Below are 17,956 nucleotides of genomic sequence, written 5' to 3' on the forward strand. Positions count from 1 at the left end.
CGCGCTCAGTGCAACTGCCGCTGCACGGTCGAGGTCAGGTCCGACAGCGAGAAGGGTTTGGCCAGGAACACCGAATTGGGCACCTTGCCGCCGGTCTTCTCGAACGCGTCCTCGGCATAGCCCGAGACGAAGACGACCTTGACATCGGGACGGTCCTTCAGCGCCTCGCGCACCCAGGTCGGGCCGTCCATGCCGGGCATGATGACATCGGTGACGAAGACATCGACCGAGAGGGAGGTGTCGGCGAGCTTCTCCAGCGCTTCCTCGGCGCTTTCGGCCTCGACCACCGTGTAGCCCCGCATCCTGAGCGCGCGTGACGCGAAGGCCCGGACCGAGGCTTCATCCTCGACCAGCAGCACGACACCGTCCCCCGGCAGGTGCGGCACGGTTTCGGCGACCGGGTCGGGCGCCTCCTCCTGTGCCACGCGTTCGGGATGGGCGGGCAGGTCATGCACCGGGAAATAGATCACGAAATCCGTGCCCTCGCCGAGCCGGCTGTCGGCGAAGATGAAGCCGCCGCTTTGCTTGACGATCCCGTAAACCATGGAAAGGCCAAGCCCGGTCCCCTCGCCGGTGCGCTTGGTGGTGAAGAAGGGCTCGAAAATGCGGGTCAGCTGTTCTGTCGGGATACCGGTGCCCTCGTCGCGCACCTCGACCGTCACGTATTGGCCCGGCGGCACCGTCGCCTCATCCCGGAAGAGCGGCTCGGCGAGATGCACCACGCGCGTCTCGACATGGATATCGCCCCCCTCGGGCATCGCGTCGCGGGCGTTGACGACCAGATTCATCAAGACCTGCTCCAATTGCCGCCGGTCGGCCCGGATCGGCAGGAGGCCCGGATCATGATCCAGATGCAGCCGGATCCGCTCGCCGACAAGACGGTTCAGCAGATGGGTCAGGTCCGACATCGTGTCGCGCAGGTCGAGGATCTCGGGCTGCATCGTCTGCTTGCGCGAAAAGGCCAGAAGCTGGCCCACGAGGCTGGCCGCGCGGTTGGCGTTCTGGTTGATCTGCACGAGGTCCGCGTAATCCGGCGCGCCCTGGTCGTGGCGCAGGAGCAGCAGGTCGCAATGGCCGGTGATCGCGGTCAGCAGGTTGTTGAAATCATGCGCCACGCCGCCCGCCAGTTCGCCGATGGCCTGCATCTTCTGGCTCTGCACGAATTGTTGTTCCATGGTCTTGAGTTCGGTCGCGTCATGCAGCACGGCCAGCAGCGTCGGATCGCCCTCGCCGGTGATGCGGCCGAGGGTAACCTGCAGGAAACAATCGTCATCGCGCAGGCGGGCGCGGACCATTTCGGGGCGCGCCGGGATGCGTTCCTCCAGCGTGTCGCTGAGCCAGTCGTTGATCGGACGACCGAGCCCCTCGACCGCGCCCGAGAGCGACAGATCGGCGCCGGGATCGAGGTTGAGCAACGTCTGCGCCTGCGGATTGGCCGCCAGAAGCCGTCCGTCGCCCGCGATATGCACAAGCGCCACCGGCAGGGCCTCGAAGGCGCGGGCGGCGACGCTGTCCTCCAGCGGCAGAAGGGTGACCGGCAGGGCATAGATCTCGCGCCGGCCGTCGCCCGCCTGCAACTCGATGGTGACGGCGTCGAAGAACCCGTCAGCCCCTTTCAGCCGCGTCTTCTGTCCGGTCTGCACCGGCAGCGTCTCGAACACATCACCAAGCGCGCGCATCCGCTTGCCGAGCGTGCGGCGCATCGCCTCGTTCATCGACAGGATCGTGTCATTGCGGCTGACCACCATCATCGGCAGGCCGATCCAGTCGGCGCTGCGCCCCGTCGTCTCGACCGTTTCATCGACCCGCCACATGGTACCGGGGCCGACGCGAAACGCGGTCAGGCGCACCGAGCCGCGCTTGGTCACCACGGTTTCGCGGGCCTGTCGATCACGGGCGAGCGCCGCCTCCTGGCGGAAGATGACGGCGGAGGAATTGGCGATGATGCCGGCCAGGGCGCGCGACATGGATTGATCCAGCCGGTCCTTGAACCGATCCTCGGCGGCGCGGTTCTGAAAGATGATCGCGCCCGCCGCATCAGTGCAGAAAACCGGCACGGGATCGTCCGCCGCGACCTTGCCTGCCGTGACCAGGAGCGCGTGATCGCGCGCCCGCGCACGGCGCTTGGACAGAAAAAGGAGCAGCGCTGTCAGCGTGATCGAGGCGGCCGCGACATAGAGCGCGATGCGCCAGATCTCACCCGGTGCCAGGAAGCTGAGCCCGAGGCAGAGCGCGGCCAGAAGGAGAAGGCCCGCAGACGGACCGACCCTGAACCTGAAGGGCTGCTTTCCGGGCAAGACGGCCTGATCCGCCACTCTGTTCCTCCAACGCGATTCGGTGGGGACAATTTCGCAGGCATTTTCTTAATTGCCGATTAAGAACACTGCATTTTCTCCCCTCAAGGCGCAGATTTCAGGGCGGGTCAGCCGGGATGCGTCAGTTCCGCCACAAAGAACCCGTCCGAGGCCTCGGGCGGCGCGAACCGTGCCATCGCCGTCCGGGTCCAGCCCGGATGCCGCGCCAGGAACGCCGCGACCTGGTCCTCGTTTTCCTCGCAGAGCAGCGAACAGGTCATGTAGACCAGTTGCCCGCCCGGACGCAGCAGTACCGCCGCCTCATCCATGATCTGCGCCTGAATCTGGGTCAGATCGTCCAGCCGCTCCGGCGCGAGGTGCCATTTCGCCTCCGGGTCGCGCCGCCAGGTGCCGCTGCCGGAACAGGGAACATCGGTCAGAACGACATCGTATTTCAGCGTGTTATCAAAGGGGTGCAGCGTGACCTTCGCCCTTTCCGCGCGCGGCGCGATGTCCCGCATCCGGGCCGGGTTCACATCATGCACATGGATCGCGGCATCGCTTCGGGCCGCGATGGCCAGCGCCTTGCCGCCACCGCCCGCGCAATAATCCAGGATCCGACCGGATTGCGGCCAGTCGATCATCGCCACGGCCCGTTGCGGCGAGAGGTCCTGCACCTCGACCTGACCGGAGAGATAGGGTTGTGATTGCCTGACCCGGCGCGCGCCTCCGACGACTTTCAACGCGCCTTTCAGAGGCATATATTCTGTTTTTATACCATCATTTGCAAGACGTTCTTGAACCAACACATCATTCCGCGCATTGACCCGCAGGTAGAGGGGCGCGCGGTCCCGCATCGCCACCATCACGGTTTCGGCGCTGTCCCCCAATGCGTCCTTCAACCGCCCCTGCAACCAGTCCGGCACATCCGTCCACGCATCCGGATCCACCTCCGGTACACGCACCTCAACCTCCGTCAACGGATCGGGCGCATAGCCGCCGGTAAAGAGCGCCTGCGGCTCCTGCCCCTGCATCCGGCAAAGCCCGATCATCAACGCCCGAGCGTCACGCCCGCCCCCCAGAGCGGCGCAACTTTCCAGCCGCCGCAGCACGTCATAGACATGATCGCGGATCGCGGCGCGGTCCTTCGATCCGGCATAGCGCGCACCGCGCGCCCAGGTGGTCAGCGCCTTTTCGGCGGGCTCCCCCGCCTGCCAGCGGTCCAGCACCTCGATCGCGGCGGCGATGCGGGCCCCCGGCGTCATGGCCTAGCCCGCCCGGTAATTCGGGCTTTCCCGCGTGATCTGGACGTCATGTACATGGCTCTCCTTCAGGCCCGCACCGGTGATGCGCACGAAGCGGCAGCCGCTCCGCATCTCCTCGACCGTGGCCGAGCCGGTGTAGCCCATCGCGGCGCGCAAGCCGCCGACCAGCTGATGCACCACGGCGCCGGCGGAACCCTTGTAGGCGACCTGCCCCTCGATGCCTTCCGGCACCAGCTTGTCGCTGGCCGCGTCCTTCTGGAAATAGCGGTCGGCCGAGCCGCGTGCCATCGCGCCGAGGCTGCCCATGCCACGGTAGCTCTTGAAGCTACGGCCTTGATAGAGAATGACTTCTCCGGGGCTCTCATCGGTGCCCGCGATCATGCTGCCGACCATGGCGCAGGACGCGCCCGCCGCGATCGCCTTGGCGAAATCGCCCGAATACTTGATGCCGCCATCGGCGATGACCGGCACGTCGCCCGCCGCGCCCGCGCAATCCATGATCGCGGTCAGTTGCGGCACGCCGACGCCCGCGACCATCCGCGTGGTGCAGATCGAGCCCGGCCCGATCCCGACCTTGACGGCATCCGCGCCCGCGTCGATCAGGGCGCGGGTGGCCTCGGCGGTAGCCACGTTCCCGGCCACGACCTGCACCGAGTTCGACAGCGCCTTGACCCGTTCAACGGCGCGCGCCACGCCCTCGGAATGGCCATGCGCGGTGTCGATGACGACAAGATCGCAGCCCGCGTCGATGAGCGCCTCGGAGCGTTCGAACCCCGCATCCCCCACGGTGGTGGCGGCGGCGACGCGCAACCGGCCCAGATCGTCCTTGCAGGCGGTCGGGTTCAGCACGGCCTGTTCGGTATCCTTCAGCGTCAGGAGGCCGGTCAGCCGCCCCCCGGCGTCGGTCACCAGCAGCTTCTCGATCCGGCGCGCACGCATCAGGCTTTTGGCCTCCTCCAGATCGGCGGGCTCGCGCAGCACGGCGAGGTTCTCGGCGGTCATCATGGCATGGACCGGGGTGGCATCCGAACTGGCAAAACGCATGTCGCGGTTGGTGACGATCCCCATCACCCGGCCTTGGTCATCAACCACCGGGAAACCGGTGAAATTGTAGCGTTCGATCAGGGCCTTGGCATCGGCCAGCGTCTGGTCGGGGCGCAGCGTCACAGGGTTGTAGACGATGCCCGATTCAAAGCGCTTGACGCGGCGCACCTCGCGGGCCTGGACCTCGATATCGAGGTTGCGGTGGATCACGCCCATGCCGCCCGCCTGCGCCATCGCGATCGCCATGCGCGATTCCGTCACCGTATCCATGGCGGAACTGAGCAGCGGGATGTTGAGGGCGATGGATTTCGTCACCCTTGTGCGGGTATCGGCCTGGGACGGCAGCACGCTGGACGCGCCGGGAACCAGCAGAACATCATCGAAGGTCAGGGCCTCGCGAATCTCCATGGGGGCCTCCAAGGCAGGGAGTTTCAGTTGGCACGTCGCTATCTCATGGGGCGGGCAAAAGGGAAAGCCCCAAATCTGGTGCCCAATCCGAATTCGCCCGGTTTCACCCCCGAAACCCGGTGGCGACGACGAATTTCTCGGAACTGTCGGACCGGCTGGCCCCCGGTTTCATATAGGCGACCTTGGTGAATTTCTGTTTCAGCACCTTCTGCAGATCGCCCTCGGCCCCGCCCGCCAGCACCTTGGCCACGAAGGTGCCGCCCTCCTCCAGCACGTCGAAGGCAAAATACGCGGCGGCCTCGCACAGCGCCATGATGCGCAGATGATCGGTCTGCTTATGGCCCGAGGAGGCGGCGGCCATGTCGCTCATCACCAAGTCGGCCTTGCCATCGAGCCATCCCTTCACCTTGTCGTCGGCATCGTCCTCGAGAAAGTCGAGCACATGGATCTCGGCCCCCGGCACCGGCTCGACCTCCTGCAGGTCGATACCGATGATGCGGCCCATCCGCTTGCCGGATTTCTCGCCCAATGCGTTGATCCGGGGCACCGCGATCTGCAACCAGCCACCGGGCGCGCAGCCCAGGTCAACCACGCGCGCGCCGGGCACGAGGAAGCGGAACTTGTCGTCGATCTCCTCGATCTTGAAGGCGGCGCGGCCGCGATAGCCCTCGCGCTTGGCGCGCTGCACGTACGGGTCGTTCAACTGCCGCTCCAGCCACAGGGTGGAGCTGAGCTTGCGCCCGCGCGCGGTCTTGACCTTGACCCGAAGCTCGCGCTGTCCGCGCCCGGAAGTGTTCTTGGCCATCGTTTCAGCTTTCTCGTTTGCGACGTTGTCGCGTAATTCAGCCGCGGTTGCAAATGGCAAAGGACCCGCCAAAAGAGCCTCCGGCGGGGATATTTGCGGAACAAAGAAGGGGCGCGGGCCGCGTTAACCTGAATGGTCGGTTGCGTTGGGGCCGGGGCCGGGACGAACGGCTCTTCTTGGCCTCTGCCCCTCGTGTCAGAACGGCCCATCCTCCAGCACCCCGTCCGAGGACATCTGCGCGTAGAGCAGACCCTCGCGCAGGCCACGGTCGGCGACACTCAGCCGGTCGGTGGGCCAGGCCCTGAGCAACGCCTGCAGGATCGCTGCGCCCGACATGATCAGCGCCTGCCGGTCGCGCCCGATACGCGGGTCGCGGCGGCGTCCGGCGGGGCCGAGCGTCAGGTAGTCCTGGATCACCGTGTCGATCTGGTCCGAGGTCATGCGCAATCCGTCGACCTTGTTGCGGTCATAGCGGCGCAGCCCCAGATGCGAGGCCGCGACCGTCGTCACGGTGCCGCTGGTGCCGATGATCTGGAACCCTTCACGGGCCTGGTCGGCGGCGTCATCGTAAGGAGAAAACTGCGCCAGTTGCTCCTCGAAATACCAGCTCATCAACGCAAAGCGCGCGCCATCGTCGGTCACGTCGCGATACTGATCCTTCAGCGTCGCCACCCCGAGCGGGATCGAGATCCAGTCCACCACCTTGGCCTTGGGAAAAACGGTGTCGCTATGGTCGAACCCCTGGTGCAGCCGCATAATCGCGCGCGGGCGTTCGACATGGGGCACGCGGGACAGGTCGATCCAGACCAGTTCGGTGGAGCCGCCGCCGATATCGACCACCAGCAATTGCTCGGTCCGCGCCGAGACCAGCGGCGCGCAGGCCACCACGGCCAGGCGGGCCTCCTCCTCGGGCTCGATGATCTCCAGCGCCAGCCCGGTTTCGCGGTGTACGACGGCGATGAATTCGGCGGCGTTGCTGGCGCGGCGGCAGGCCTCGGTCGCGACCAGCCGCATCCGCTTCACATCGCGGCGCTGCAACTTGCGCTTGCAGATCTTCAGCGCCGAGACCGTGCGCGCCATCGACTGCCGCGACAGCCGCCCCGAGCTTTCCAGCCCCAGGCCAAGCTGCACCGATTTCGAGAAACTGTCGACGACATGCAGGTGGTTGCCCTTGGGCTGCGCGATCAGCATCCGGCAGGAATTGGTGCCGAGGTCCAGCGCGGCATAGAGATCGGCGGGATCGGGCTGCGCCGACAGGGCCGGCGCGAGGGGGCGCGCAGGCGGCACCGCGGCAATCCTGGGGGAATTGCCCGTGCTTGGCGTCTGTGTGCTGGCCCCCTTGGGTTTGCCCCGGGGACGGCGGCGGCGGCCCATGGCCCCTGATCCTTGTTCGCGTGGTTTGACGTCCAGCCTACCGTCTTGGCCGGTGTCGCACAATGGTGCGTGTCGGTGGCCCTCATCATCTTCATGAGAAAATCGGGGGGCTTTTCCCGTGGTCCCGGCCCCCGCCCGCCGCTAAGGTCGCAGCAAGACGCAGGCGTGTCGAAAACGGATCGAACGCGGCCTGCCCCGCCCTCTATGGTCGGGCCAGCAGCACAGGAAAGGACAGCGTCTCATGCCCGCCCTCACCATCGTCTACTGGCGCGACATCCCGGCCCAGGTCATCGTCGGCAAAGGCCGCAGCGGCGCCAAGGCCCCCCTGCCCGAACGGTTCGAACAGGCCATCGACCGCGCCGCCATGAAGGCGGGCGCCAAGGATGATGACGCCTATCTGGCCGGATTTCGCAAGGCGAGCCCCGTCGAGGTCGAAGGCGACGCGCAAGAGGTCGCAAATGCCGAAGCCGCGCGCATCGATGCCGAATACGACGCGGAGAAACTGAAGGCGCTGATCGCGGGTGAAGGATACGCCCAAGCCAACGCCGGATGACCCCGCCGCGCCAGATCTGGGAGACCCTCATGGCCTTGCTCAAATTCCGCTCTGCCCCTGCCGCAGCCCCCTCGGGCAACTCCGAGAACCTGGAGGCGTTCCTGCAAGGCTATTCCATCGAGGTGATGCCGCGCACCGCCGAGAAGGTCGAGGATTTCCGCGCCCTGCTGCCCGAAGGCACCCGCGTCTACATCGCCCATATCGAAGGCACCCCGATCGAGGAGATGGTCGCCACCGCCGCCCGCCTTGCGCGCGACGGCTATGCGGTGATGCCGCATTTCCCGGCGCGTATCATCAAGGACGCGGCGACGCTGGAAAACTGGATCGCCATGTACCAGGGCGAGGCCGGCGTGAAACAGGCGCTGTTGCTGGCGGGCGGTGTGGCGCAGCCGCATGGGGCGTTCCATTCCTCGATGCAGCTGATGGAAACCGGCGCGTTCGACCGCGCGGGATTTGACCGTCTGCATGTCGCGGGCCACCCCGAGGGCAACCGCGACATCGACCCCTCGGGCGGCGACCGGGCCGTGATGGAGGCGCTGCGCTGGAAGCAGGCCTTCGCCGAGCGCACCGATGCCAAGATGGCGCTGGCCACGCAATTCGCCTTCGAGGCGGGGCCGGTCATCGCCTGGGCGGATCGCCTCAAGGCGGAAGGCATCGACCTGCCCATTCATATCGGCATCGCGGGCCCCGCCAAGCTGCAGACCCTGATCAAGTTCGCCATCGCCTGCGGTGTCGGCCCCTCCTTGAAGGTGTTGCAGAAACGCGCCAAGGATGTGACCAAGCTGCTGCTGCCCTTCGAGCCCAACGAGATCCTGAATGCGCTGGCCGACCACAAGGCCGCCCATCCCGATTGTCTGATCGAGAAGGTGCATTTCTTCCCGCTCGGCGGGATCAAGACCAACGCCCAATGGGCCACCCTCAATGGCGGCGCGTCCGGCGTCCCCGCAAACCAGACCTGAAAAGAGAGCCCATGACACGCACCGTCCTCGAATCCAGAACCAAGACCGTCGTGATCGGCTTTGACGAGCCGTTCTGCGTCATCGGCGAGCGCATCAACCCCACCGGTCGCAAGAAACTGGCCGCCGAACTGGAGGCGGGCGATTTTTCGACCGTGGAAAAGGACGCGCTGGAGCAGGTCGCCTGCGGGGCGATGGTGCTCGATGTGAATGCGGGCGTGGTCTACAACTCCAACCCCAACCCGAACGAGACCGAACCGCCCCTGATGACCCGCTGCATCGAGATCGTGCAGGGGCTGGTGGATGTGCCGCTCTGCATCGACAGCTCGGTTCCGGCGGCGCTTGAGGCGGGGCTGGCCGCGGCCAATGGCCGTCCGCTGCTGAATTCCGTGACGGGCGAGGAGGACCGGCTGGACCTGGTGCTGCCGCTGGTCAAGAAATACAACGTGCCGGTGGTGGCGATCTCGAATGACGACACCGGCATCAGCGAAGACCCCGATGTCCGGTTCGCGGTGGCCAGGAAGATCGTCGAGCGTGCCGCCGATTTCGGCATCCCCGCGCATGACATCGTGGTCGATCCGCTGGTCATGCCCGTGGGGGCGATGGCGACGGCGGGCCGCCAGGTCTTCACCCTGGTGCGGCGCCTGCGCGACGAGCTTGGCGTGAACACCACCTGCGGCGCCTCGAATATCAGCTTCGGCCTGCCCAACCGGCACGGCATCAACGCGGCCTTCCTGCCGATGGCGATCGGCGCGGGCATGACCAGCGCCATCATGAACCCGGTCCGCCCCGTCGAGATGGAGGCCATCAACGCGGCCAATTTCCTGATGAACCACGACGCCAATGGCGGCAAGTGGATCAACTTCGCCAAGGTGCTTGAGGCGACCAAGGAAGGCACCCCCTTCACCGAGGCCGCCGCCGCCGCAATGGCCGCCGGTGGCGGTCGTGGCGGGCGCCGGGGCGGGCGTCGCCGGGCCTGATGACCGGCGGTTAACCAATGTCGGGCGAAGGTGGGGTCATGTCCTATCTTCGCCCGGCCGATACGCCCCGCCCGCCCACACGTGACGAACAATGGCTCGCGCAGATTTTTGAAGCGAAATCGGCGCGCACAGGTGGTGTCGTGCGACGAAAAATTTGCGATGTGGAGCGGAAGGTTGGCCGCCACGCGTCGGAGCTGGAAGTTCACCGGCGTGGTTTTCGCCTGGACGAAGCCGGAACGCAGTTCATCATCATCTGCACGCCGGGCGATATCCGGGTGATCTGCTGGAAAAATCTTGCCCAGGATTTTTCGGGCCCGAAGATTTTTCGGACAAAAATCTTCTTCGCCGCGCCGTTTCGCGCTATCCATCGTGATGTCCCACCGGCCCGCCCCCTACGTGACCCCGCCGCCCTGGCGGCGCGCCCTGCCCCGTCTGGCCCTGCGCGTGGCGGTGCTGGCGGCGATTGTCACGCTGGCCCATTTCGGCATCAACGCCGCGCTCGACTGGACACACACCCTGCCCGAGGCAGATCGGGGCGCGGCGGAAATGTGGGTGCTGATCTCGATCTTCGGTCTCTACGCGCTGCTCATCGCCATCCCCTTCGTGCCGGGGATCGAGATCGCCATGGCGCTTTTGATGCTGCGCGGGGCCGAACTGGCATTGCCGATCTACCTTTCGACCGTGGGCGGGCTGATGCTGGCCTATCTGGTCGGACGCCTGGTGCCGCCTGGCGCCCTGCGCCGGATCTTCCTGGACCTGCACCTGACCCGCGCCTGCGCGCTTATCGACGACCTCGCGCCGCTCTCGCCGCCTGACCGGGTGGCGGTCCTGCAAGACAGGCTGCCGCAACGGGTCGCGGCACTTCTCTTGCGTTATCGCTATGTCTGCCTCGCGCTCTTGATCAACCTGCCGGGATCGGGGCTGATCGGGGGCGGCGGCGGCATCTGCATGGTCGCCGGCATGAGCCGCATCTTCAGCCCCCGCTGGACCGCCCTGACCCTGGCCCTGGCGGTCCTGCCGGTGCCATTGGCAACCTGGATGGCGGGGGCGGCGGACCTGCTCTTCTGGCTGCCGGAATAACCCTACTCCATCGCCGGGGTGCGGCGCGGGAAGGCATCGGTGGTAAAGAGGTAATCCTCGCCGCCCGCAGTGACATGGCAGGCGATGCAACCGCCCGAGAGGTCACGCCCCACGGCCCCCGCCAGCGCCATGCCGGCCGGGTTGGTATCCATCGCGCCATCGGGCAGATACTTGGCGTAGAACCAGTCGTCATGCTCCGGGTCATAGCCCTCCTCGCGCTGGAACATCACCGTGACCGATCCCAGATGCCCCGACGGATCGGCCAGAACCTCATCCTCGGTCACCTCCTCGGGGCCGTAATTGCGCTTGATGACCAGAAGGCCGCTCTCGCCCATGATCTCGGTCTCGACATAGAAGGTTTCCAGCATTTCGCCATGCGGCGGCACACCGCGATAGGGCAGCCCCATCAGCGCGCCCTCTCCGGCCAGGTTCATCGCGACCATTTCCTCCCAGATCGCCTGCGCGAAGGCGACATCCTCGTCGGTGCCAGCCGTCTGCGCGATGACCGCGCCGGTGGCGAGCGTGCCCGCCAGTGCCAGTCCTGTAATCAGTTTGCGCATGTCTCCTACCCTCCTGTTGGTTGCTGCACCCGGGGGGTCGGGACTGGCCCGATCCGGGCTGCGATTGGACTACTCTAGCACGGACGCACCCCCGCGAAGCCCCATGCTCACGCAGGGGTGACATCGCGCGAGCGGGCTTGATGCCGCTGCCAGACAAATAGTGACGTTTCGCACCTGTTCCCCGCCGCCGCCCACGTTACAAGGGGGCAAACAGCGAAGGTGGCCGCAATGTCGAACGATCCCCTGGTGATTTTCACGCCCTCCGGCAAGCGCGGGCGATTTGCCGCCGGCACGCCGGTCCTGACCGCCGCGCGCAAGCTTGGCGTCGATCTGGATTCTGTCTGCGGCGGGCGCGGCATCTGTTCCAAGTGCCAGGTCACGCCGTCCTACGGCGATTTCCCCAAGCATGGCGTGACAGTCTCCGAAGGGGCCCTGTCCGAATGGAACGCGGTCGAGGCACGCTATGACCGGGTGCGCGGCCTGAAGACCGGCCGCCGCCTCGGCTGCCAGGCCACCGTGCAGGGCGATATCGTCATCGACGTGCCGGCCGAAAGCCAGGTCCACCGCCAGGTCGTGCGCAAAGCCGCCAGCGCAAGACCGATCATCATGGACCCCGCCACGCGGCTCTATTTCGTCGAGGTGGCGGAGCCGGACATGCACGAGCCCTCGGGCGACCTGGAACGGCTGAAGGCCGCGCTGGCGGAGCAGTGGGATCTCACCGGCCTTGTCGCCGATCTCAGCGTCGTGACCCGCCTGCAACCGGTGCTGCGCAAGGGCAAATGGCAGGTCACCGTTGCGGTGCATCACGCCGCGAACAGCAACACCGGGCAGATCCTGGAGATCTGGCCCGGCCTGCATGAAAGCGGCATCTACGGCCTCGCCATCGACCTCGGCTCGACCACCATCGCGGGCCATCTGTGCGACCTCGTGACGGGCGAGGTGCTGGCCTCCTCGGGTATCATGAACCCGCAGATCAGGTTCGGCGAAGACCTGATGAGCCGCGTCAGCTACGCGATGATGAACCCCGGCGGCGACAAGGAAATGACCACGGCGGTGCGCGAGGCGCTGAACACGCTGGCGGGCGAGATCGCAGCGGAGGCCGAAGTTGATCCGGCGCTGATCCTGGAAACCGTCTTTGTCTGCAACCCGGTCATGCACCACCTGCTTTTGGGAATCGACCCGGTCGAACTGGGCCAGGCGCCTTTTGCGCTGGCCACGTCGTCTTCGCTCACCCTGCCCGCCCGCGACCTGGACCTTGCCGCGCTGAACAGTGGCGCGCAGGTCTATATCCTGCCCTGCATCGCGGGTCATGTCGGCGCGGATGCCGCCGCCGTCGCCCTGTCGGAGGAGCCGAACCTGTCGGATGACCTCGTGCTGGTCGTCGATGTCGGCACCAATGCCGAGATCCTCCTGGGCAACCGCAACAAGGTGCTGGCCTGTTCCTCGCCCACCGGCCCCGCCTTCGAGGGCGCGCAGATCAGCAGCGGCCAGCGCGCCGCGCCGGGGGCCATCGAACGGGTCCAGATCGACCCCGACACGAAAGAGCCGCGCTTTCGCATCATCGGTTGCGATCTGTGGTCCGACGATCCGGGCTTTGCCGAGGCCACTGCCGCGACCGGCGTGACCGGCATCTGTGGCTCGGGCATCATCGAGGCGGTAGCCGAGATGCGCATGGCGGGGCTACTGGATGCGGCGGGGCTGATCGGCTCGGCGGAGCAGACCGGCAGCGCGCGGTGCGAGTTGGAGGGCCGGGTGCACGCCTACCTGATCCATGACGGCAGCGCCGAGGGCGGCCCGCGCATCACCGTGACGCAAGGCGACATCCGCGCCATCCAGCTGGCCAAGGCGGCGCTCTATGCGGGCGCCAAGCTGCTGATGGACGAAATGGGCGTCACCAGCGTCGACCGAGTCACGCTGGCCGGGGCCTTCGGCGCGCATATCAGCCCCAAACACGCGATGGTGTTGGGGATGATCCCGGATGCGCCGCTCGACAAGGTCACATCGGCGGGCAACGCGGCAGGCCACGGCGCGCGCATTGCGCTGTGTTCACGCGAGGCCCGCATCCGGATCGAAACCGTGGTCGGCCAGATCCACAAGGTCGAAACCGCGGTGGAGCCGAAATTCCAGGAGCATTTCGTCGCCGCCTCGGCCATTCCGAACGCGGTCGATGCCTTCCCGATCCTGAACTCGGTCGTGCCCCTGCCAAGCCCCTCCTTCAACACGGGCGACGGCGCGGATGGCGGGCGGCGCAGGCGGCGGCGGGGCTGACAGGATGCGCGCCCCGCGCTAGGTTGGCCTTTTCCAACCCCGGAGCCGTTCACGATGCCCCTTCTGCCGTCTCTGCCCGAAACCGCGCGCCTCTCTGATTTGCTCGGCCGTTTTCCCGCCCATGCCGGACCTCTGCTGACCCATGTCGATGGCGTGATGCGGGCCGGTGCGCCTTTGACAGCGGCGGAATGCGAGTTGATCGCGGCCTATGTCTCGGGCCTCAACGCCTGCGCCTTCTGCCTCGGATCGCACCGGATCTATGCCGAAGCGCTTGGAATTGCGCCGGGGCTGGTCGACGCGCTGCTCGCCGATCCCGAAACCGCGCCCGTGGATCCCGCCATGCGCCCGCTTCTGGCCTATGTCGCCAAGCTCAACACCCTGCCGCCCCGGCTGACGCCGGGTGATGTACAGGCGGTGCTGGAGGCGGGCTGGTCCGAGGCGGCGCTCTACCACGCGATCCAGGTTGCCGCGCTCTTCAACCTGTTCAACCGTCTCGTCGAAGGCACGGGCGTGAATTTCAGTTACGGCCCCGACGATCCGCTGCCGACCGCCGCCGATCTGGATCACTCCTATGCCGGGTTCGCGGCCCGGATGGGCCTGACCAAACCCGCCTGACACCTCCAGAGAACCGGACTTGCCTGAATTGCGCACCGCCCGCATTCTGGGGACATGAAAGCGCGCAAGATCATCATCTGCTTTGACGGCACCGGCAATGAAGTCGGCGATTTCCAGACCAATATCCTAAAGCTTTACAACGCGTTGCAGGAGAATGACGCGCAGATAAAGCATTATGTCGCGGGGGTCGGCACGCTCAGCCAGCCGCGGCTTTTCGACTGGCGCATCGTGCAGAAGGCGCGCGTCGTGGCCGGGCTGGCCTTTGGCCTGGGGCTGGAGGATGACGTCCTCAACGCCTATCGGTTCCTCTGCCGGACCTACAAGACCCGCGCGATGAAGAACGCCGATTGGAGCTATGCGCAACAGCTCAAGCGTCAGATCACCGGCAAGAAACAGACCCGGACACGGCCCCTGCCGCAGGAGGACCAGATCTACATCTTCGGCTTCTCGCGGGGGGCCTATGCGGCGCGGATCCTGGCGGGCTTCATCCATAATTTCGGGCTGGTGGAGCCCGACAAGCTGCACCTGATCACCGGGGCCTTCCGGGCCTATCGCGCGGTGTCGGATTTCGACCAGGGCGAACCGCATCCGGTCGTGTTCAAGCAACTCAAGCGCTACGAGGAGACGCTGCGCCCCGAAACGAGCATCCCGATCCGCGCGCTCTGCCTCTTTGATACCGTCAGTTCGCTGGTCGATTTCCGCAATCCGATCCGGAATTTCCGCAAGTATTACAGCCCGATGGCCCTGCGCCAGCACGCCAATGTGGTCACCAACCCCTCGGTGCGCATCGTGCTGCACGCGTTGGCGGTGGATGAGCGCCGGTCGATGTTCCGGCCCATGTTCTGGGATGAGGGCGAGGATTATTACGGCAACCGGTTCCGCCATGACAGCCAGAAGCGTCGGCAATATGTGCAACAGCGCTGGTTCGCGGGCTATCACTCGGATATCGGCGGCAGCCCGCGCGAGAGGCAATCGGGCATCGGCAAGCTGACGCTTCTGTGGATGCTGGATGAGCTGGAGCGGCTGGAGATCGCCGCCAACCGTGAGGATGCCGCCCTCGACCCGCCCGACCCCGCGCGCGATCTGTTGCCGCATCCGCATGCCGGGCTGGTCCTGAAACGCGGCCGCCGCGCGATCCGGCTGGAGGGGCGCGACCGGTCGAAGCTGAGCCTCGACGGCAAGCCCTATGCGCAACCCCGCGCCATGGCCGAGACGCATAATTCCATGTCGCTCAGCTGGTTCCCGCTGGAGGTGCTGCCCAAATCCATCAAGCGTAGGACATGGCCGGCGCGCCGCCCCTGGCTCGGGCTCTGGTATCTGCCCCTGCAGGAGCCGCGCCATATCCCCGACCATCACAAGATCGACCCGTCAGTCTACACGAGGATGAAAGGCTGGCGCTTCTACCGGCCCGAAAACGTGCACCCGAAACCGCGCGGATAGCGCTTGACCTTGGCCGGGCGCGCGATTACCTCAAGGCTTGGATTTGCGGGTATGGTGAAATGGTATCATGCGAGCTTCCCAAGCTTAAGGTGCGGGTTCGATTCCCGCTACCCGCTCCACCTCCCAACCGATGGGCCACCCCATGACAGCACGCGATACCTCCCCCCTGCGCGGCCCCGACCTGCGCGACATGGGGATCGACGCGCCGTGGGATTTCGGCATCGCCGATCAGGTCCGGTTCTCGGAGCTGGATATCCTCAACCACGTCAACAACGCCGCCTATGTCACCTGGTTCGAAAACGCCCGCATCGCGTTCTTCATGGGCACGGGGGTTTCGGATTACAGCGCCGATGACCGCCCGACGCTGGTGCTGCGGAACATGGAGGTCGATTTCCGCCAGCCGCTGTTCCTGGGCGATGCTTACGTCGTCACGGCGCGCAACGCGAAGGTCGGGCGCACCTCCTGGGTGATGGAGCAGGCGGTGTTCAAGGGGGCCGAGCTTGCGGTTTCGGCGTCTTGCGTGATCGTCAACGTGAGCCGCGACGGAAGCCGCCCGGAACCTCTGACGCCCGACCTGATCGCGGCCATCGAAAGCTGTTAGAGCCCGTAGCGTTCATTCGCATTCACGCAACGCCCTCTAACCTTTTGATACGCCATGTCCGAGAAGCTCAAAACCGGTTCCCACTTTTGAGCGACATGCTTCAGTTCCGACTGCGGTAGTAGGCCACCAGTCCGCGGGTCGAGGCATCCTTGCCGGTGCCGGGATCTTCGCCGCGCAAGACGGGCTCCAGCGACTTGGCCAGTTCCTTGCCAAGCTCCACCCCCCATTGATCGAAGCTGTTGATCCCGAGGATCACGCCCTCCACGAACACCCGGTGTTCATAGAGCGCGATGATCTGGCCCAACACATGCGGGGTCAGCTTGGGGTAGATCAGCGTCGTCGAGGGCCGGTTGCCGGGAAAGACGCGGTGGCGGGCCTGGCGGTCCAGCTCGTGGCCCTTGAGGCCCTTGGCCTCCAGCATCGCGCGCGCCTCGTCCAGCGCCCGGCCCCGCATCAGCGCCTCGGATTGGGCCAGGCAATTGGCGACCAGCAGGCGGTGATGGTGCGACAGGTCGGGCTCATGCCCCTCGGCGGCAATCATGAACTCGCATGGCACCACTCGGGTGCCCTGGTGGATCAACTGGTAGAAGGCGTGCTGGCCGTTGGTGCCGGGTTCGCCCCAGACGACGGGGCCGGAATTGACCTCAAGATCGTCGCCTTCCATCGTTACGCGCTTGCCGTTCGATTCCATCTCCAACTGTTGCAGATAGGCGGGCAGCCGCGACAGGCGCTGATCATAGGGCAGCACGGCGCGGGTGGCATACCCGCAGATCTGATTGTGCCAGATGCCGACGAGGGCCAGCAGCACGGGCAGGTTGTCGGCCAGGTCGGCCTCGCGGAAATGCGTGTCCATGGCGTGGCCACCGGCCAGGAAATCGTCGAAATCCTCCGGTCCCACCGCCAGCATGATGCCAAGCCCGATCGGCCCCCAGAGCGAATAGCGCCCGCCGACCCAATCGGCGAAGCCGAAAACGCGGTCCGGGTCGATGCCGAATTGCGCGGTCAGGTCCGCCGCGGTGGAGAGGGCCGCGAATTGCGCACCCGGTTCGTCCACCTTCTCGGCCATCCAGTCGCGCGCGGTCTGCGCGTTGGTCATGGTCTCGATGGTGGTGAAGGTCTTAGAGGCGACGATGACCAGCGTGCGGGTGGGATCGAGCCCCTTCAGCGTGTCATGAATATGCGCGCCATCGACATTCGAGACGTAATGTACGCGCGGCCCGTCATGGTAAGGGGCCAGCGCCAGCGTCGCCATGGCCGGGCCAAGGTCCGAACCGCCGATGCCGATATTGACCACATCGGTGTAACTGCCGCCCTGCCCTTCAACGTCGCCTTCGCGCACCGCGCGGGCGAACTTGGCCATGCGCTTGCGGGTCGCCAGCACCTCCTCCATCACGTCCTCCCCATCGACATGGATCGGACCCTCGGGGGCGCGCAGCGCGGTATGCAACACGGCGCGGCCCTCGGTCTCGTTGATCTCGGCCCCGGTGAACATGGCCTCTCGGCGCGCCTCGACTTCGGCATTGCGGGCCAGTTCCAGCAGCAGCGAGAGCGTATCGGGGCCGATATGTGTCTTGGAGTAATCGAAGAGCATATCGCCGAAACCGGCGCTGAAATCGGCGAAGCGCTGTTCGTTTTCGAACATCTCGGCAAGGCTGCGCCCGGACTTGGCGGCGTGTTGCGTTTTCAGGTCATCCCATAGCGACATGGACGTGG

15 protein-coding genes and 1 tRNA gene are annotated in these 17,956 nt (G+C 66.0%); 9 read left to right on the forward strand and 7 right to left on the reverse strand.

The genetic code is table 11. The features are described from left to right. Positions 1–5 precede the first annotated feature (5 nt). The 5 genes from HNS34_RS16840 to HNS34_RS16860 all read right to left on the reverse strand — a co-directional run bounded on the left by HNS34_RS16840 (position 6) and on the right by HNS34_RS16860 (position 7,190). Complete coding sequence (locus tag HNS34_RS16840; protein ID WP_172321264.1) at positions 6–2,315, reverse strand: hybrid sensor histidine kinase/response regulator; 2,310 nt, start codon at positions 2,313–2,315, stop codon at positions 6–8. Positions 2,316–2,422: 107 nt separating this feature from the next. Beyond that, positions 2,423–3,559: an RsmB/NOP family class I SAM-dependent RNA methyltransferase gene (locus HNS34_RS16845; RefSeq protein ID WP_172321265.1), complete on the reverse strand. Its 1,137-nt coding sequence runs from the start codon at positions 3,557–3,559 to the stop codon at positions 2,423–2,425. A 3-nt stretch (positions 3,560–3,562) separates the two neighbouring features. Next, complete coding sequence (gene guaB / locus HNS34_RS16850; protein ID WP_172321266.1) at positions 3,563–5,011, reverse strand: IMP dehydrogenase; 1,449 nt, start codon at positions 5,009–5,011, stop codon at positions 3,563–3,565. A gap of 103 nt (positions 5,012–5,114) precedes the next feature. Continuing rightward, complete coding sequence (locus tag HNS34_RS16855; RefSeq protein WP_172321267.1) at positions 5,115–5,816, reverse strand: RlmE family RNA methyltransferase; 702 nt, start codon at positions 5,814–5,816, stop codon at positions 5,115–5,117. A gap of 195 nt (positions 5,817–6,011) precedes the next feature. Continuing rightward, a complete protein-coding gene (locus HNS34_RS16860; RefSeq protein ID WP_172321268.1) occupies positions 6,012–7,190 on the reverse strand; it encodes a Ppx/GppA phosphatase family protein in 1,179 nt (392 codons plus the stop codon). 241 nt (positions 7,191–7,431) lie between these two features. On the opposite strand from HNS34_RS16860, the gene HNS34_RS16865 reads away from it, so the two are divergent. From HNS34_RS16865 to HNS34_RS16880, 4 genes are all read left to right on the forward strand, one after another. Beyond that, positions 7,432–7,743, forward strand: coding sequence for a virulence factor (locus HNS34_RS16865; RefSeq protein WP_172321269.1), 312 nt, complete (start codon positions 7,432–7,434; stop codon positions 7,741–7,743). Between the two features lie 29 nt (positions 7,744–7,772). After that, complete coding sequence (locus HNS34_RS16870) at positions 7,773–8,702, forward strand: methylenetetrahydrofolate reductase (RefSeq protein ID WP_172321270.1); 930 nt, start codon at positions 7,773–7,775, stop codon at positions 8,700–8,702. A gap of 11 nt (positions 8,703–8,713) precedes the next feature. Next, entirely contained in the window at positions 8,714–9,679 is a 966-nt protein-coding gene (locus tag HNS34_RS16875) for a methyltetrahydrofolate cobalamin methyltransferase (RefSeq protein WP_172321271.1), read from the forward strand. Between the two features lie 372 nt (positions 9,680–10,051). Next, positions 10,052–10,759 (forward strand): hypothetical protein, encoded by a 708-nt coding sequence (locus HNS34_RS16880; RefSeq protein WP_172321272.1) that lies wholly within the window; start codon positions 10,052–10,054, stop codon positions 10,757–10,759. 2 nt (positions 10,760–10,761) lie between these two features. Here the strand turns inward: HNS34_RS16880 and HNS34_RS16885 are convergent, their stop codons facing one another. Further along, the gene (locus HNS34_RS16885) at positions 10,762–11,319 is read right to left on the reverse strand and encodes a cytochrome P460 family protein (protein ID WP_172321273.1); all 558 of its coding nucleotides are present in this window, start codon (positions 11,317–11,319) and stop codon (positions 10,762–10,764) included. A 228-nt stretch (positions 11,320–11,547) separates the two neighbouring features. Between HNS34_RS16885 and HNS34_RS16890 the strand changes: the two genes are divergently transcribed. The 5 genes from HNS34_RS16890 (at position 11,548) to HNS34_RS16910 (ending at position 16,243) form a co-directional block, all read left to right on the forward strand. Then, positions 11,548–13,587, forward strand: a complete 2,040-nt coding sequence (locus HNS34_RS16890; protein ID WP_172321274.1) for an ASKHA domain-containing protein — start codon at positions 11,548–11,550, stop codon at positions 13,585–13,587. A gap of 54 nt (positions 13,588–13,641) precedes the next feature. Then, entirely contained in the window at positions 13,642–14,202 is a 561-nt protein-coding gene (locus HNS34_RS16895; RefSeq protein ID WP_172321275.1) for a carboxymuconolactone decarboxylase family protein, read from the forward strand. A 54-nt stretch (positions 14,203–14,256) separates the two neighbouring features. After that, complete coding sequence (locus tag HNS34_RS16900; protein ID WP_172321276.1) at positions 14,257–15,642, forward strand: T6SS phospholipase effector Tle1-like catalytic domain-containing protein; 1,386 nt, start codon at positions 14,257–14,259, stop codon at positions 15,640–15,642. Positions 15,643–15,687: 45 nt separating this feature from the next. Next, positions 15,688–15,761: transfer RNA gene (locus HNS34_RS16905), tRNA-Gly, on the forward strand. A 23-nt stretch (positions 15,762–15,784) separates the two neighbouring features. Further along, positions 15,785–16,243, forward strand: a complete 459-nt coding sequence (locus HNS34_RS16910) for an acyl-CoA thioesterase (RefSeq protein ID WP_172321277.1) — start codon at positions 15,785–15,787, stop codon at positions 16,241–16,243. Positions 16,244–16,343: 100 nt separating this feature from the next. On the opposite strand, the gene pgi is transcribed toward HNS34_RS16910, so the two are convergent. Then, positions 16,344–17,948 (reverse strand): glucose-6-phosphate isomerase, encoded by a 1,605-nt coding sequence (gene pgi, locus HNS34_RS16915; protein WP_172321278.1) that lies wholly within the window; start codon positions 17,946–17,948, stop codon positions 16,344–16,346. Positions 17,949–17,956 lie beyond the last annotated feature (8 nt).

The organism is Alterinioella nitratireducens (assembly GCF_013155465.1).
Lineage (GTDB): Bacteria > Pseudomonadota > Alphaproteobacteria > Rhodobacterales > Rhodobacteraceae > Alterinioella > Alterinioella nitratireducens.

What these genes read in the sequence shown, in the direction of transcription:
- HNS34_RS16845 (WP_172321265.1), bottom strand. Translation starts at nt 3,559, where the DNA reads ATGACGCCGGGGGCCCGCATCGCCGCCGCGATCGAGGTGCTGGACCGC.
- guaB (WP_172321266.1), bottom strand. Translation starts at nt 5,011, where the DNA reads ATGGAGATTCGCGAGGCCCTGACCTTCGATGATGTTCTGCTGGTTCCC.
- HNS34_RS16855 (WP_172321267.1), bottom strand. Translation starts at nt 5,816, where the DNA reads ATGGCCAAGAACACTTCCGGGCGCGGACAGCGCGAGCTTCGGGTCAAG.
- HNS34_RS16860 (WP_172321268.1), bottom strand. Translation starts at nt 7,190, where the DNA reads ATGGGCCGCCGCCGCCGTCCCCGGGGCAAACCCAAGGGGGCCAGCACA.
- HNS34_RS16865 (WP_172321269.1), top strand. Translation starts at nt 7,432, where the DNA reads ATGCCCGCCCTCACCATCGTCTACTGGCGCGACATCCCGGCCCAGGTC.
- HNS34_RS16870 (WP_172321270.1), top strand. Translation starts at nt 7,773, where the DNA reads ATGGCCTTGCTCAAATTCCGCTCTGCCCCTGCCGCAGCCCCCTCGGGC.
- HNS34_RS16875 (WP_172321271.1), top strand. Translation starts at nt 8,714, where the DNA reads ATGACACGCACCGTCCTCGAATCCAGAACCAAGACCGTCGTGATCGGC.
- HNS34_RS16880 (WP_172321272.1), top strand. Translation starts at nt 10,052, where the DNA reads ATGTCCCACCGGCCCGCCCCCTACGTGACCCCGCCGCCCTGGCGGCGC.
- HNS34_RS16885 (WP_172321273.1), bottom strand. Translation starts at nt 11,319, where the DNA reads ATGCGCAAACTGATTACAGGACTGGCACTGGCGGGCACGCTCGCCACC.
- HNS34_RS16890 (WP_172321274.1), top strand. Translation starts at nt 11,548, where the DNA reads ATGTCGAACGATCCCCTGGTGATTTTCACGCCCTCCGGCAAGCGCGGG.
- HNS34_RS16895 (WP_172321275.1), top strand. Translation starts at nt 13,642, where the DNA reads ATGCCCCTTCTGCCGTCTCTGCCCGAAACCGCGCGCCTCTCTGATTTG.
- HNS34_RS16900 (WP_172321276.1), top strand. Translation starts at nt 14,257, where the DNA reads ATGAAAGCGCGCAAGATCATCATCTGCTTTGACGGCACCGGCAATGAA.
- HNS34_RS16910 (WP_172321277.1), top strand. Translation starts at nt 15,785, where the DNA reads ATGACAGCACGCGATACCTCCCCCCTGCGCGGCCCCGACCTGCGCGAC.
- pgi (WP_172321278.1), bottom strand. Translation starts at nt 17,948, where the DNA reads ATGTCGCTATGGGATGACCTGAAAACGCAACACGCCGCCAAGTCCGGG.